General features: G+C 60.3%; 11 protein-coding genes and 1 pseudogene. 4 read left to right on the top strand and 8 right to left on the bottom strand.

Annotated elements, in window-relative coordinates; translation table 11 throughout:
• Positions 1–54: 54 nt before the first annotated feature.
• Together ACZ5B4_RS04250 and ACZ5B4_RS04245 are read right to left on the bottom strand one after the other, a co-directional pair.
• A complete protein-coding gene (locus tag ACZ5B4_RS04250; RefSeq protein WP_464914047.1) occupies positions 55–243 on the bottom strand; it encodes a hypothetical protein in 189 nt (62 codons plus the stop codon).
• 3 nt (positions 244–246) lie between these two features.
• Positions 247–633, bottom strand: a pseudogene (locus tag ACZ5B4_RS04245) (tyrosine-protein kinase family protein); the annotation flags it as partial.
• 592 nt (positions 634–1,225) lie between these two features.
• Here ACZ5B4_RS04245 and ACZ5B4_RS04240 point away from each other — a divergent pair.
• Positions 1,226–2,359, top strand: a complete 1,134-nt coding sequence (locus ACZ5B4_RS04240; RefSeq protein WP_464913191.1) for a hypothetical protein — start codon at positions 1,226–1,228, stop codon at positions 2,357–2,359.
• Between the two features lie 205 nt (positions 2,360–2,564).
• Here ACZ5B4_RS04240 and ACZ5B4_RS04235 read toward each other — a convergent pair whose 3' ends face one another.
• Positions 2,565–3,533 (bottom strand): exosortase/archaeosortase family protein, encoded by a 969-nt coding sequence (locus ACZ5B4_RS04235; RefSeq protein WP_464913190.1) that lies wholly within the window; start codon positions 3,531–3,533, stop codon positions 2,565–2,567.
• Positions 3,534–4,314: 781 nt separating this feature from the next.
• Here ACZ5B4_RS04235 and ACZ5B4_RS04230 point away from each other — a divergent pair.
• The gene (locus tag ACZ5B4_RS04230; protein ID WP_464913189.1) at positions 4,315–5,097 is read left to right on the top strand and encodes a choice-of-anchor N protein; all 783 of its coding nucleotides are present in this window, start codon (positions 4,315–4,317) and stop codon (positions 5,095–5,097) included.
• Between the two features lie 47 nt (positions 5,098–5,144).
• Here ACZ5B4_RS04230 and ACZ5B4_RS04225 read toward each other — a convergent pair whose 3' ends face one another.
• The 3 genes from ACZ5B4_RS04225 to trpE form a co-directional block, all read right to left on the bottom strand.
• Complete coding sequence (locus ACZ5B4_RS04225) at positions 5,145–7,358, bottom strand: HEAT repeat domain-containing protein (protein WP_464913188.1); 2,214 nt, start codon at positions 7,356–7,358, stop codon at positions 5,145–5,147.
• A 61-nt stretch (positions 7,359–7,419) separates the two neighbouring features.
• On the bottom strand, positions 7,420–8,700 hold the full coding sequence (locus ACZ5B4_RS04220) for a Gfo/Idh/MocA family protein (RefSeq protein WP_464913187.1): 1,281 nt from the start codon (positions 8,698–8,700) through the stop codon (positions 7,420–7,422).
• 111 nt (positions 8,701–8,811) lie between these two features.
• Complete coding sequence (gene trpE / locus ACZ5B4_RS04215) at positions 8,812–10,347, bottom strand: anthranilate synthase component I (RefSeq protein WP_464913186.1); 1,536 nt, start codon at positions 10,345–10,347, stop codon at positions 8,812–8,814.
• Positions 10,348–10,717: 370 nt separating this feature from the next.
• On the opposite strand from trpE, the gene ACZ5B4_RS04210 reads away from it, so the two are divergent.
• Positions 10,718–11,236 (top strand): UvrB/UvrC motif-containing protein, encoded by a 519-nt coding sequence (locus ACZ5B4_RS04210; RefSeq protein WP_464913185.1) that lies wholly within the window; start codon positions 10,718–10,720, stop codon positions 11,234–11,236.
• An 82-nt stretch (positions 11,237–11,318) separates the two neighbouring features.
• Entirely contained in the window at positions 11,319–12,368 is a 1,050-nt protein-coding gene (locus ACZ5B4_RS04205; RefSeq protein ID WP_464913184.1) for a protein arginine kinase, read from the top strand.
• A 65-nt stretch (positions 12,369–12,433) separates the two neighbouring features.
• Here the strand turns inward: ACZ5B4_RS04205 and purB are convergent, their stop codons facing one another.
• Complete coding sequence (gene purB, locus ACZ5B4_RS04200) at positions 12,434–13,873, bottom strand: adenylosuccinate lyase (protein WP_464913183.1); 1,440 nt, start codon at positions 13,871–13,873, stop codon at positions 12,434–12,436.
• A gap of 86 nt (positions 13,874–13,959) precedes the next feature.
• Positions 13,960–15,384, bottom strand: a complete 1,425-nt coding sequence (locus ACZ5B4_RS04195) for an HD domain-containing protein (RefSeq protein WP_464913182.1) — start codon at positions 15,382–15,384, stop codon at positions 13,960–13,962.
• Between the last annotated feature and the right edge of the window lie 30 nt (positions 15,385–15,414).

Raw genomic sequence — 15,414 nt, 5'->3', positions numbered from 1 at the left:
GGGAGCAGCGTCCTCGGATGCCGAAGTGTTCCGGATGCAAGCTACGCACGCTTATCAACCTTGGGAATCCGCCTCAGCCGCGGCCGCCGTGTATCGCGGATCATCGTAGTAGACCTCTTCCGCCGCGCCCGTTACTACCGCTCCGAGCAGGCGAATATTGAAGGCGTCCAAAACTCTCCGTGCCGCGGCGACCTTGGGCAGGCGACTGGTGTCGCGGAGCACGGAGAGGATGACGCCGTCCACGGATGTACTAATGAACCGCGTATCCGCCACGGGGAGAAGAGGGCTGCCGTCCACGATGACGAAGTCGAACTTGTCTCGCAACTTGCGGAACAGAGTGCCAACAGCGCCGTTGGCAAGAACGGCCATGCCGTAACGAGTCCAAGTTCCCGCCGCGACGAGGGAAAGGTTTTCGAGGTGCGTCTCTTGGATCGTTTCCTCCAAGGCGACTTCCGCACGCAAGACCTCGCTGACGCCCGGGCTTCGGTCCACGCCGAAGACCGTGTCGAGCGCAAATCGAATCCTCCAAGGCGACTTCCGCACGCAAGACCTCGCTGACGCCCGGGCTTCGGTCCACGCCGAAGACCGTGTCGAGCGCAAATCGAAGTCGACCAACACCACGCTCTGCCCCATTTCCGCCAGCGTTGCCGCAAGTTGCGAAGACAGGGTCGTCTTCCCCTCGCCCCCCCACGGCGCTGGTCACAAGAATAACCTTAGATTTATCGCCGGCCGGGCTGCGGATCAGCCGGGCGGCAACGTGGCGTACCGCCTCGGAAAAGACCGCCCGCCAGCGACGATGCCTTTTGCTTTCGGAAGCCAAAGCCTGGGTAGCGCGCCTGGGTAACAGTGGGACCGTCCCCAAGATTTCAACGCCGGCATCCTTGGCGACCTCGGCGGATGTGTTGACGGTCTTGCGTCGCGTATCCCACCAAAGGATGGCAAAGCTCGGCAAACAAAAGCCACCGAGCCCGCCTAAAATCGCCATTTGAAGGCGACGGTCCTGGTTGCCAGTCCTGGGCGACTCGGCTCGTTGAACGAGCGTGATGCGGGGTTTGGATCGCAGTTCGATGCGTAGTTTATTCCGCTCCTCGGCGATGGTCGCAAGAGTTTTTCTCGCCAAATCGACTTCGGCACGCAAAAACTCCACCTCGATCGAACCTTTGCCGAACGTTTCCGCCGTCTTTCGAACCTCCTCCACCTCCTGTTGCAACTGAGACTGTTGCTGTTGGAGGATCGCCAGCTCGAACTTGAGTCTCTCGATATCCTCATCCAGCGTCGCCAAACGCTTTTTTTCCAACTCTTGCTTGAGCTCTTCCCGCCGTGCCTGAATCTTGGCGTCGATTTCGGCCAACTCGCGGGAGTATCGTCCTTCGTATCGATTCGCGAATTCCGGCCGAACCGTCTCCCGCATCTGCGTTGTCAATGCCTTCAACTCCGCTTGACGCATCTGCAACTGCACCATTACCGGATCCACGCGACCGGCGGCGTCGATCTCCGATTCCGCGACTTGAATCTGCGCCGCCTTATCGCGGATGGCGTTCTTGAGGGCGATTTCGCCCTGGGTCCGCATGATTTTCAGGCTCACACCGACCAATTCGCCTCGATATGTCGAAAACTGCTGGAGGGTTATCTGCTGCTTGAGGGTCAATGCTTGAGAATCGCCCGTCTCCAATTGTGCACTGAGCTGCTTAAGATCATTCTGCAGCTTACGGACCTCGCTCTCCTTTTCGACGTACAGCTGATCGAGTTCGCCCAGGCGGTTGCGTCGCTCGTTTTGCTCGACGTCGACGACTTCCTCCATGTAGGCATCCACAATCGCATTTACCAGTGCGGCCGCCTCGTCGCCTTTCTCGCCGGTGAAGCTGACCTGCATCAGTTCAGCGTTGCCCGGGTAACGAACCGAGAGACGCTCGCTCACCCACTGTACGGGGTCGGGTTCATCTTGAATACTCGCCAGTCGGGCGACTTCCGGGCGGCGCAGCGCCGAAACGAGAACAAAACGGCTGCGAAGGTACTCGAGCTGCGTGCTCTTGTACACGTCGAAGTTCCGCGCGTCCCCGGAAGATGCGAAAAGCACGGCCTGATTGGCGGCCGACACCCGAATCAAAGCGGTGGCACTGTATTTGGGCAGCACCAGAAACCATGCGCCGACGGCACAGACTGCCGCCGTCAGCAGACCGAGAAAGATCACCAACGGCCACCGCCGTCGAAAGGCGTGAAGATAAGGACCGATCCCGCCGCCCGGCGCACGTTCTTGCTCGGGCGATTGCCACTCGGCATCGATGTAGAACGGGGGCCGCGGATTCAACACCGCAACCGACCCTGTTCCGGCAGGTGCGGCCGCCGTGCTGCCCACTGACACGTTACTTTCGCTCATGCCTTTTCTCTGTTCGAAAGACCCTGTTGCCGCGTCGAAATGGTGCTAATATCCATTTTCAACCGTCGAAGCTCGGTCCGTCAACCAAATTCCTAAAGATTTTCGCTTCCTAGGACGACAGAAGTCTTCGATACTGCAAACGGCGTTCCATGCGTTTCACCATCGCAACGAACGTCCAAACGCGTGCCTAGGCCGATCCGCGGGCAAGCGTCGGTTTCCTTTTTTCACCCTGTTGCCGTGGACGTTCCACCGAGACAACAACCGGTGCTGCCTCCGCCTGCGGCACCAGAATCCGGTCCAAAAATGAGAGTTCCACCCACACCAGAATCACGGCGGCGGGCATCATCAACCATCCGGCCAAGTCGTGCTCCATATTCGTACCCACGAAATTCAATTCGTGGAGCACTCCCGTCACCGTGATCCGGATGATGTTTGCGGCGAGGGCATTCACGGGAGCACTGACCACGACCAGGATCCGATCCAAGAGAGGCCGCCGCATGATGAAGGCCGCGGCCACGCATACCGCGACGAATAGGCTCATCATTTTCAAGCCGCTGCATGCCTGGACGACTTCCAATTGCCCGTCCCGCAAGACGATAACGTTCCCTTCCGCCATGGCCGAAACGCCCAGCGTTTGCAGGAGAAAAGTCGAAGCGATCGTGGCCGCTCGCTGAAGCGGATGGCTAAGCAATGTGGACACGAATCCCGGCAACGGTAGCATGAAGATTAAAAACAGCGCGCTTGGCCATGCCCAACGTAAGGCCCCCCAGCCGCCCAACAGCAGAATTAACCCGAAGACGCAAGGCACTATGGCGGCAGGGTCCAGAATTCGTGCAAAGAGGATGAGGGCCGCCGTACGAATCAGGCCCGAAAGCGCTAGGCATCCGACTCCCACCGCGACGGCCGACCACGTCGGCGAGAGGTCGGCCCCCTTCAACAGCCCTCGGCGCTGCCAGAGCAAGTAACCGGAAACCAAAGGCACGAGGAAACCGTGCGTGTAATCGGGGTCGCCGGCCCAACGCTGCAGCAAAACACCCCAGGCGTCCCAAAATAGCGCAATGAAAACGCCTGCCACCACCACGAGCGAAGCGGCAATCGTGATTTGCTTGGTACTCGAGCGCTGAATGCCGTTAGAATCAGTTGCCACGTCGTTCACAACACGTTGCTCCTGAACCCTTTTGCCTGAAGATCCCCGAGTACTTCCCCTCGCGTTTTCGCAGGCCCTATAACAGGCTTTCAGCGTTTGAGCCGGTCACTTCGACCCGGCTGCCCCAGCAACACTCCGTCCTCGTGGGGTACGCCGTCCTGCTCACCAGCGACCCATTCGAACCATTTTAGGAACGGACCGGGACGACAAGTGTCCAACCTGCCGATCGATCTCACCGCCCCCCTCACGTGACCACTGCGCGATCCGATCCGACGGTAAAAACCTGGCATGCGTCAACCGGCCGCCGCTCGTGAAGGTGGGTTCGCCTAAACGTGCAAATCCGATTCCGTCAAGCCTTCCTTGAGAGGTTTGACGCTTGAAACTCCGGTCGAATCAAGCGAACGAAGGCAAGAGCATATTAATTGCTTCATCCGAATTGCCCATGGGAGTCGGCTGCCATGGACTTGGAATCTGCCCCCATTTCCGACCCCCCCTGGCTCCGACTGCCGTCAATATCGTCCCTGGGGTAAACGCCTCATACGTACCCTGTAAAGGCATCATGGTTTCGACTATACTCCGGCTTCAACCCCAATGCTATCACCAGTTTGAGGGGACTGGGTTGTCGCTACCGGGCGCAACCCGCAGCCGACACCGGATCTTCATCTTCAACGGCAAAGGGGATTCGCTCCCCCCCTCCAAACGGTTATTGATTACTTCGGCGGCGGGTTTACAATTTAACCCAGGCAGTGGGAAGTGAAGACTGAACGTATGATTGGAAGGGCAACAACCGGTGATTTCCACTCCGCGCTCCGTGACCGTTGCCGTTTTTCTTTTTGCCCTCCTCGCGGCGGCCGGCACTGCGCGGGCCGAACCGATTTTGCAACTGTATTTAGAAGGAGGCGTATACGACACCGCTACGGAAAGCTGGTACGTCGCCCCGCCGGGTTCTTCGGCAGGTGTGCCGTTCCGATTGTGGGTGATCGGAAATACCAATCAGGCCGGCATCATCCACGATGTCCGCCTGTCGATGGCCTATTCCTCCGAGTACCGCACCGGCGAACGTGACCTCGCCGTATCGTTGTCGCCCTCCGCAGCATCCCTCATCTCAGATCCGTCCGTGCCGACGGCGCCGACATTTATCCAATACGGAGCGGCGGGGACGGTGCCGCTGCTAGGCGACGGATCCCCCTTGCCGGCCCATGGTGTTTTTGGAGCAAACACCGTTTGGCAAGAGTGGTTGCTTGGAGACTTCGACTTAAAAGACTCGCCCCTCGGCGACTTCGTAGGGGGTTTTCCAACTGTTTGGAAAGCAAACGCCGCTCAGGTGAACGTTTACGATGTAGCCATTCAATTTTCCGACGGCGATTCGGCACATGGCGTTCAAGTACATTTCGACGTTTATAACCACGTCGAAGGCGCCAATCACGTGAAGTACAAGTTTGCCCCCTTTTCGCATGACGCCGACGGTACCGTGGACGTAGTACCGGCCCCCCCGTCCCTGGTAGCCCTCATAGGGCTAGCGGCCTTCTTGCCTTTCGGAGCTCGGCGGTTTCTGCGGACTCCGAAAAGCTGAGTCGGCCGGATGCTTTCACGTCTTTCACGTCCTCGCCGAGGTACCTCCTACCTCGCCATTAACTGCTTTGCGCGTTCAACCACATCCTCGCCGGGTGCCGCCTGGATAACGCGATTCAACGCCGCCGCGATCGCCGCCCGAGAATCGGCGGGAAGCTTATCCGCGATCGCCACGGCGGCGGTTCCCGCATCCTTCTTAACGTCCTTATCGGCTACCAAGCTGGCGGCAAGTTCCAGCCCTTCCACGGTCGGATAACGGACGAGTACTTCCAGAACCAGCCTCTTTTCGTCCGGTCGGGAGGCCGCGCTCAGCGCCTCCCGGCACATCGCGATTCTATCATGAATCGGGACTTCCAATTGGCGGGCAATTCGGAGGTATCCCCTCAAGGCACGCACCCGGTATCGAGTGCCGCCGTTCTTGGCAAGATCAAGCAGGACGGGAGCCGCATCCGCGGACATCCATTCCCCTAACACTCGGGTGACGGCGTCCTGCACCGCGTCGTCGCCTTTTAAACCCAGGTCCCGTAGGGCTTCGAGTGCGATTGGGCCGGGGACCGTGCCCAACAGTTCGGCCAACCGCGGTTGCAGCGTCAACGGTGCGCGGCGTATTGCCGAGGTCAACTTCTTGGCCGTAAGGTCCCTTCCTTCCATGCGGCTACACGCCGTGGCCAAGGCTTGAATTGCAGCATCGACATCCTCGGCGGAGGTACCAGCTACTGCAATGTCCAGAAGCGCGTCCAGGTTCTCGTAATCAACAATCATTCCCAAGGCCTGAATTGCAGCGACTCTCAGTTCGGCGTCGGCTTGCTTAAGCTCGTTCAGCACTTGGGGCAATGCAGCCGTTACCGTTCGTCGCCCAATTGCCGCCAGAACGAGCACGCGGTCCGCGTTCTTCGCCGCTTCGAGAGCCTCGCAAAGGACGATGTCGGCATTTTTATCTCGGATTTGGGAAATGCTTTCGACAGCCGCCTCGGCTAGGGCGCCGCCGCTGCGAGCGGCATCCAACAAGACGGGGACGACCGCGGCATCACCGATTTCGCCCAGAATGCGAACGGCTGCCGAACGCGTATCCCAACTGCCCTTGGTCGCGACGTCCTGGAGCGCATTGACGGCAACCGGTCCGCCGATGTCCCCTAAAGCCTCCACCAAGGCCACGGCACGAATATCTTGCGGCGGCAGCGGCGACCCGATTTGAAGTCCCTCACCCTCGCGGAGCGTGACCTCCTTTCGCTCTTGCCCCAAATCGTAGGTCAGCCGCAATTCCTTGACGACGCCGGGGGCCGGATCTCCGGCCAATCCATTGGACGCCTGGACGAACAAAGAGCCGCCGCGGACCATGGCAGCCAATGCGTCGGTAACGTCCACCCATCGGTCCCCCGCCCCATAGGACGCCTTGACAATCGTCAATCCCGGGGCTTTCGCGACCTCGTTCGACGCGTGTTGCGCCAATTCCGCGGCGATCGCTTCGGCGACTTGCGGACTCCTGACTTCCCTCGCCGTCGTCAGCGCTATCCCAAAAAGTCCGCGATCTTCCGATTTCAGACAGGAAAGGAATAGCTGAAACCCTTCGTCGTCCCCGATGAGAATCAATCCGCGGACGGCCTCCATCACTCGGGCGCTTGGGACGTCGGCCCCGCGCACCCGCGCGTACAGCTCTTTGGCCACGTCCTTCGCGCCGGCCTCCCGTCGTTGCTCCGCGATCAGGATCAATCCCTCCGCCGCCGAGTTGCGAACAATCGGATCGGAATGCTTCAAGGCCGATTCGAGTAGCTTCGCCGCCGGGGCAGTGCCGATCCGGCCCAAAGCCGCAGCCGCCGCCGCGGCTGCCTCGGAATCGGCCCCCTTCAGATGCCTGGCCAAGACGTCGACCGCTTCCGTGTCGCGACGAACGCCGATGGAATTCAATACTCCGATTAGAATTCGCCCGTCCAATCGCTCGGCAGCCTCGCGCAATGCCCGATCGGCAGAGGGATCGGGAACGGCCTCCAAGGCGATTCTGGCCCAAGAGTTCAATTCCGCGTCATCCAATAGAGGTGCCAGAGCGGGCACCGCCGACGCTCCGCCGTACACCGCCAGTTTCTTGCAGGCCAGGGCCTTATCGGCCTTGGGCGCGTCCGATCTCAATACCGCAATCAATTCCGCCTCTTGATCCGATACCGTCGGATCGGCCCAGGACTGTCCGAGCCGGGTGGACAGCGCAAACGCAAGTCCAAGCGTCGCGAAGAGGCAGCTACGCGCCAAGGTATTCGAAAAACGCTTCATAGCGGAGGCTCCTGATATATAAAAGCACGAAAATGACTTCAGGGGACCGACCAGCGAGCCATCATAAACGCCACGGTTCTCGCAAGGCTTCCGAGCGGAGACGATTGGCCTGCTCATCATCGATGAACTCACACCGGACGGGGTCGAATTGGATCGTCCTTCCGAGGAATATGGCGATGTTCGCGGCATGGCAGGCGATGTGCGAGAAGCAAGCCACGTCGGCGTTAGCCTTGGGTTTGCCGCGTGTCTTTACGCAATCGAGAAAATCGCGGACATGGAATGTCGCCGGATACCCTCCGATCTCGGCCACGCGCCGACCGGCGAGCAATGCCGGCGAGCTGAGCGCCAACTTTCCGCTATCCCCGGTCTCCACCCAACCGGCGTCTCCCTCGAATCGAACCGGGCAGGAGCCTAACGGCAACCAGCCGTCATTCCGGATAATCAAGCGGACTCCGTTGGCATATCGAGCGGTCACGCGATCTCCCTCGGGCGGATGGTACTCGACGGGCGCGGTGTGGTCGGCGTCGTTCGCCCATTGGCAGAGATCCACGCAGTGCGACCCCCATTCCAGAACGCCGCCGCCCACCATGCCGCCGCCTTTCTCGAAATTGAAACCGTCGAGCAACCGCGAGTTGAACGGGCGCCAAGCGGCCGGCCCGAGGTAAAGATCCCAATCGATCTGCTCTCTCGGCGGTTCGGGTTCCGCAGGCAGCCAACCGCTCATGCCCGTCGCTAGGCCGGCGGGGTGAGCATGCACCGCTTGGAGCTTTCCGAGCTTTCCGCGTCTGGCCAGTTCCACCGCGAACGCAAAATGCGGCAGATTGCGGCGTTGCGTTCCCGCTTGAAACACCCGACCTGTTCGTCGGAACGTTTCCGCCAGGGCCAGGCTCTGGCTGATGTTCTTGGTACACGGCTTTTCGCAATAGACGTCTTTGCCGGCCTTGGCGGCGGTGATGGCCGCCGTCGCGTGCCAATTCGGACCGGTGGCAATCAGCACGGCATCGATGTCGTTCCGGTCGAGCAGTTCGCGGAAGTCCCGATAGACGTCGCAGGCCGTATTCCCGTTTCTTTGATCCACCATGTTCTTGGCGGCCGCACGTCGCGCCTCCTTGATGTCGCAGACGGCAAGACAATGGACGTCGGGCTCTTGGAGAAAGCATGTAAGATCGTACGTGCCGCGATTGCCGACGCCGATGGCCCCCAGACGGATGCGTTCGCTCGGCGCGGCACCTTGCAGCCCGAGGGCACGCCCCGGTATCAAAGTCGGCAGGGCCGGCAAGGCCGAAGCGCCGCAACCGTAGCGGAGTACGGTTCGACGGGACACGCGAGTCGTGTTATTCATGGATGAATTCTCCGCGAAACAAGAGGCTTTTCGATGGCCGCAAACGGGCTCTCCCTAAATGAGAGATGGGCGCACGAACGTGCGTCATGTTGACACGACGGGGCGTCGCTGTCAAGAAATGGGGCGGGCTTGCTGGGCCACCTCGATTGCCCGGAGCAGACCGCGGGCCTTATTCAAGGTTTCCCGCCACTCGTTTTCGGGAACGCTATCCGCCACGATCCCCGCTCCCGCTTGAATATAGGCCTTTCGACCTTTCACCACGAGCGTGCGGAGGGCGATGCAGGTATCCATGTTGCCGCGGAAGTCGAAGTAGCCGACCGCCCCGGCGTACGGCCCGCGGCGGCAAGGCTCCAGCTCGTCGATGATCTGCATCGCGCGGACTTTGGGCGCCCCGGACACCGTGCCCGCCGGCAAACACGATTGCAAGGCGTCGAACGGGGTCTTGTCCGGAGCCAGCGTCCCGCGAACGTTGGAGGTGATGTGCATCACGTGGCTGTAGCGTTCCACGGTCATGACGTCGCTCAACTGGATGGAACCGAAGCGGCACACGCGTCCCAAGTCATTTCGTCCCAAGTCCACCAGCATGACATGCTCGGCTCGTTCCTTGGGATCCGCGAGCAGTTCCTCGGCCAGGCGGCGGTCCTCTTCCTCGGTTCTGCCTCGCGGTCGTGTGCCCGCCAACGGCCGAGTAATCACCTCCCCATCCACCACGCGGACCAAGATTTCCGGCGAACTGCCGACGAGAGTGACGCTGGGGCTGCGCACGTAGAACATAAAGGGACTGGGGTTGATGACCCGCAGCGCGCGGTACACTTCGAAGGGATGGGCCTGGAGGTCCAGTTCCAGACGCTGACTGATGACGACCTGAAAGATGTCACCGGCCTCGATGTACCGAATGCAACGGCGGACGGCCTCCTCGAAACCCTCCTTGGTGAAGCTGGAACGATAGGCAATCTGAGGTTCGCGGTCGGGCGGGAGATCGAACGGTCTCAAGTCGCTCGGCCCGCCGCTCAGCCGCCGCACGATCTCGTCCACCCGAGCGCAGGCATCTCGATAGGCCGCCTCCGGCGATCGGCCCTCGCCCACGTGCGCCATGACCGCCACCACCATCGCTTTGGTCACGTTGTCGAAAATCACCATGCGATCGTAGAAGGCGAAGGCCATATCGGGGATGTGTCGGTCGTCCGGCGGTGGATGGGGGAGGTGCTCGCAATAGCGCACGACATCGTACCCGACATAACCCACGGCGCCCGCACAAAACGGCGGCAACTCCGGGAGGGCCGCGCTGCGAACCCCCTCGATCAGCTTGCGCAATTCGGCGACGGGGTTTTCGGCGTCGTATTGGCGGGTTTCCAACAGGGGATTGCCCGATGCGGATATGCCCGTGTAGGAATTGACCGTAACTCGTCGCTCGTAGGCCTCGATCTCCAGAAACGGATGGGTCGCAAGAAAGCTATAGCGCCCGACCTTTTCGCCGCCGGTGACGCTCTCCCCCAGAAAAGCGCACCGTCCGTCATCCAGTTTATGAAAGGCCGAAACGGGCGTCAGCGAGTCACTCACAAGACGGCGGTAAACCGGCACCATATCGGCCTGTTTCGCCAACTCGCGGAAGCGGTCGAAGTCGGGAAGGCAAACGGATTCGCTCATCGGAAGTCAGGTCACGTGGTTCGTGATTCGGGCCGACATCTTGCCGCGGCGCTGCGATCCATGGGGCTGTTTGGTCGCGCCAAACGCCTTCTCACAGGGCACGAACGGCGGCTTTGCCCTCAGCTTATCAAGGCATGGCTTGAGCGTCCACCGAGTCCCGTGAGCCACGATGCCCGTGCCCGGCCGTGCGGAAGAAGCAGCAACGCAGAGAAAAAATGCCGCAGAGAAAAAAGGAAATGCGGCACGCCTTGCACAGGGGGCGTGAAGATTGTCGGCCGGGCAATGGGAGGCGTATCATTCCGAGGAGACGCCCGCTAAATTATCATAAGAAGGCCGCGATGTCGGATCCCAGAGATATGTGGGGAAAACCATGAAGTGCCAAAAATGCGATCGCCCGGCGACGTACCATATCACGGAGCTGGCGAGCGGAACGCCGGTGGAGCTTCATTTTTGCGAGGAACACGCCCGGGAGTACCTCGCGAGCGGGCAAACGGCGCCCTCGGACCAGATGACTCAGATCGCGGAACAAATGGCGGAGCATTTAGTGAAACACATGGTGGTCGGCAAAGCCGCGGAGGAATTGAAGCGGCTCGACCAGCAGACTTGCCCGTATTGCGGCATCAGCTTTCACGACTTCCGCCATCAAGGCAGGCTGGGGTGCCCCAACGATTACCAGGCGTTCCGCGAACAGTTGGAGTCCTTGATTCTGAATATTCACGGCGAGACGCAGCACAAGGGCAAGCGCCCGTCCAAAGGCGCCGAGGCCGCATCCCGCCGAACGGAACTGATTCGTTTGCGGCGAGAGATCAAAGAGGCGGTGGAAAACGAGGAGTACGAGCGCGCCTCGCAACTTCGCGATCAAATCCGGGAGATCGAGGAGGCCGGGTAAGCGGCGGCAGGAATGGAAACAGGCGGAGCCGTCGTTGTGAAATCGGTTCGGTGGATCCATGTTGCAAGAAGGTGAACACGTTGTGAAACTCGACGACCTGCTGGCACGACGCGGCGAATGGTTGCGCGGCGAGGGGCCGGAATCCGATATCGTCATGTCTTCCCGAATTCGCCTGGCTCGAAACCTCGCCGATTTTCCGTTCGTGAGGCTGGCCGGAGAGGCTGAGCGACGCCAAATCACGGAACGGGTGCAGGCGGCCTTGGCGGACAGCCCCTTCTCGCCGGAACTGCTTCCCGTGCGCGTCGACGCGCTGTCGGAGCTGGATCGGCACTTCTTGGTGGAACGGCAATTGATCAGCCGAGAGTTCGGCGAGGGGCAGGGATTACGGCTGGTATTCATCGACCGCCAAGAGCGATTCAGCATCATGGTCAACGAGGAAGACCATCTCCGCATTCAAGTGATGCGGAGCGGTTTGGACTTGGAGCCGGCCTGGAAGCTGATCAACGAGTTGGACGACTATCTGGAACGTCATCTGACCTACGCCTTCGATGAGCAGTTCGGTTATCTCACGGCCTGCCCGACGAATGTCGGGACGGGCATGCGGGTAAGCGTCATGCTCCACCTGCCCGCTGTGGTCATCACGCGGCAGATGGATCAGATCTTCCGCGGCCTGGAGAAGTTGGAGCTGGTGGTGCGAGGCCTGTTCGGCGAAGGATCGCAGGCCATGGGAGATTTCTACCAGGTCAGTAATCAGATATCCCTGGGGCGGAGCGAGCAGGAACTGATTGCCAAGGTCGGCGACGTGATCCCGCGGATTATCGAATACGAGCGCAAGGCGCGGGAATTCTTGATGAACGAAAGCCAGGAAAACCTCCACGATCGAGTCAGCCGCGCGCACGGCATCCTAAAGACCGCCCAGACCATTTCGTCCGAAGAGACGATGCACCTTCTCTCCAGCGTACGCATGGGCGTGCATCTGGGTCTGATCTCGGGCCTGGATACCCCGGCGCTCAACGAGCTGTTCTTGTTGACCCAGCCCGCCCATGTCCAAAAGCTCGTCGGAGCGGAACTCGATAGCGCGGACCGCAATATCGAGCGTGCCCGATTCTTGCGGAAGCGGCTCAATACTTGACCAGCGATTACGTGGCGGAAAAGGCTCCCCCCAGGCCGGCAACGGAGGGACGCCGAAGATCCATTTCAAACTCGGACCTCAGCCTCCGGACGGCCCCCCTGTAGATATCGCCGCCGAATCGGTTCCACATGCTCCGCGACAAATTCATCGACTTGCTCGGGCGCGCGGCCGATGAAGCGGCGCGGATCGAGTTCCGCTGAAAAATCCACTGCGGAAAATGCCGGGTCGGCCTGCAATCGCTCAAGCAGGTCGTTGGGCCTGCCGTCGTTCTTGACCACGGCGGCCGCCGCGTGGCTGTGGCGTCGAATGCGCTCGTGCAATTCCTGACGATCCCCGCCGGCCGCCGCCGCCGCCATCAGAATGTTCTCCGTCGCCATGAACGGCAACTCCTCTCGCAAGTGCCGGGCGATGACTTGCGGATAAACAACCAAACCGGAGATGACGTTTTGACAGAGGATCAAGACGGCGTCGGCCGCCAAGAAGGCTTGGGGCAACACCAACCGCCGATTGGCACTGTCGTCCAACGTCCGTTCCAACCATTGCACGGCATGCGTCGTCAGCGTGTTCGGCTCCAGGGCCGCCAGGAACCTTGCCAGGGCGCAAATTCGCTCGCAACGCATGGGGTTGCGCTTGTATGCCATCGCCGAGGAACCGACTTGCTCCTTTTCGAACGGTTCCTCGATCTCCTTGCGGTGGGCCAAAAGGCGAATGTCGGTCGCCATTTTGTGGGCGCTTGCGGCCATCTGCGCCAAGACCGCCAGGATTTGGGCATCAACCTTGCGCGAATAGGTCTGGCCGGTCAGCGCATACGATTCCCGGAAACCCATCTTTTGGCATACGAGCGCGTTCAACCGCCGGACTTTGTCGTGATCGCCCTGAAAGAGGGCCAGAAAGCTGGCTTGCGTCCCGGTCGTGCCTTGGACGCCGCGCGCCCGTAATTCGGCAAGGCGATGCTCCAGTTCGTGGAGGTCCAACACGAAATCGTAGGCCCAAAGGCATGCCCTTCTGCCGACCGTGGTCGGTTGAGCCGGTTGAAAGTGAGTGAACCCTAGGCACGGCAGGTCGCGATACTCCACCGCAAAGCGAGCCAACCCGTCGATCACGGCGGCAAGACGCACGGCCAGCAAACGCATGGCGTCCCGCATCAGCATCAAATCGGCATTGTCGGTCACATAGCAGCTTGTGGCTCCCAGGTGGATGATTCCCTTGGCGCTAGGACAAACATCTCCGAAGGCATGCACATGGGCCATGACGTCATGTCGCAGGCGACGCTCGTATTCCGCCGCCCGCTGCCAGTCGATGTCGTCCAGCCCGCGCTTCATCTCATCGATTTGCTCCGCTGTGATCGGCAGACCCAACTCCCGCTCGCATTCCGCCAGAAATACCCAAAGCTGACGCCACGTGCGGATGCGGCGACGTGGGCTGAAAATTTCGCTCATGGTCTCCGAAGCGTAGCGGGTGAGCAGCGGGTTGTCATAGCCGGTATCGGATACGGGCAGGTTCACGGTGTCGGTTCCTCGGACAAAACATTCAGTACGGGATTCGCCATTTAACAAAAAAAGATCGCCGCCGATTTCTTCTCGCCGGGCCGTCACATGTTCGTCGGATCGTCCGTCTGATCACCACCGATCAGATCGTCCATAGCCGCCGCGATCTCGGCCGCGTGGCTCAAATCCAAGGCATAGATGCGGCATATCCGATAGCTCAAGGGTATCTCGCGATACAATTCTCGCGTATCCAAAGGGCGGATTTCGCGCGTCGCCGGATCGAAGAGGAAGTTTTGCCCCGACGCGGGCGCACGAGACCCCGGCCGGTGTACGTGCCGGGGGGGATCGAATCGCAGGGGAATCTCTCGCAGTTTCTCAGGCAGTCGCTTGCGCACCGCTTCCTCGAAAAGCCTTTCGTTGCTGAAGACGCTCGAATCCTCCGATTGCCCTCTTCGGAAAAAGATTGTTCGCTCACAGACCATTTTCCACCGAATCCGCCGACTCAAGAAGTCTTGCCATTTCACCCCCAGTTCAGACGTCTCGGCGTCTTCCGACTGCGACCAACGTCCGACGTCCACCAGCAAGGACCAGTCCGTCAACTGCCGGTATTTGACCAGGTGTTCCAAAGGATTGCCGGGAAACAGCCGCGAATGACTGCTTGCGAATAGGTCTTGCAGCGTCAAATCGATGGAGCGGACCGTGCGATGGAAGTAGATGGAACGAAACAGCTCGGCCCGAGCTGAGATGAACCGCACGAGGGAGGGCAGACCTCGTTCGTGTATCGTCAGACCGTGCGGCGTGACGAAGCTGTAGTGCAGCAACCGCTCCAGATCGAAGACCCGCCAACTGAATCCGGACATATACGCGTCCCGTAAGACGAAGTCCATGTTGTCGACGGTGTAGATGCCGCTGAACAACCCTCGCAAGAGCCTCAGCCAATTCGGCATCCGTGCGGCGTCGTCGCCGCGGGGCCGGGTAATCAGAAAGGTAATGTGTTCCGGATCGATGGTTTCGTCCGCCGGCAATGCGCCGTTAGGATTGCGGCGGATATGTCTCAACAGCGACCCGATCTCACGACGGATGATTTCCGCTCCCAGCGTCTCGTGGTTGAGGCCGAAGCGCGACAAATAGAACTGATCGAAAAAATGGCCGAAGGGGCCGTGGCCCGTGTCGTGCAGCAGCCCGGCCAACCGCATCAACGTTTCCACATAAGCCGAGCTGGGCGTGCCGCGGTCACTACGTTTCAGCGAGTCGTACAAGTGTCGGGCACACCTGCCCGCCAAATGCATGGCCCCCAGGACATGCTGAAAACGGGTGTGTACCGCCGTGGGAAAGACCAACCAGGCCGTCTGAAGCTGGTGAATCTGTCGCAGACGCTGAACCCATGAGTGATCGATGATCGTCTGTTCAGCGACTTCGTGCCCCGGAAGCCCCCTCTTTGGAATAAAGTCAATATACCCATGAATGGGGTCATAACTCAGGCTCTCGTTCTCGAACCGCTCGACACTTGCGAGGACTTCGTTGTCCATGTCCCCTAAAACCCTCACTTTCTTGTTTGG

This window comes from Thermogutta hypogea (genome assembly GCF_055386265.1).
The sequence above is the reverse complement of the archived record's forward strand: the minus strand, read 5'-3'. Positions and strand labels throughout refer to the sequence as shown.

What these genes read in the sequence shown, in the direction of transcription:
- ACZ5B4_RS04225 (WP_464913188.1), bottom strand. Translation starts at nt 7,358, where the DNA reads ATGAAGCGTTTTTCGAATACCTTGGCGCGTAGCTGCCTCTTCGCGACG.
- ACZ5B4_RS04220 (WP_464913187.1), bottom strand. Translation starts at nt 8,700, where the DNA reads ATGAATAACACGACTCGCGTGTCCCGTCGAACCGTACTCCGCTACGGT.
- trpE (WP_464913186.1), bottom strand. Translation starts at nt 10,347, where the DNA reads ATGAGCGAATCCGTTTGCCTTCCCGACTTCGACCGCTTCCGCGAGTTG.
- ACZ5B4_RS04210 (WP_464913185.1), top strand. Translation starts at nt 10,718, where the DNA reads ATGAAGTGCCAAAAATGCGATCGCCCGGCGACGTACCATATCACGGAG.
- ACZ5B4_RS04195 (WP_464913182.1), bottom strand. Translation starts at nt 15,384, where the DNA reads ATGGACAACGAAGTCCTCGCAAGTGTCGAGCGGTTCGAGAACGAGAGC.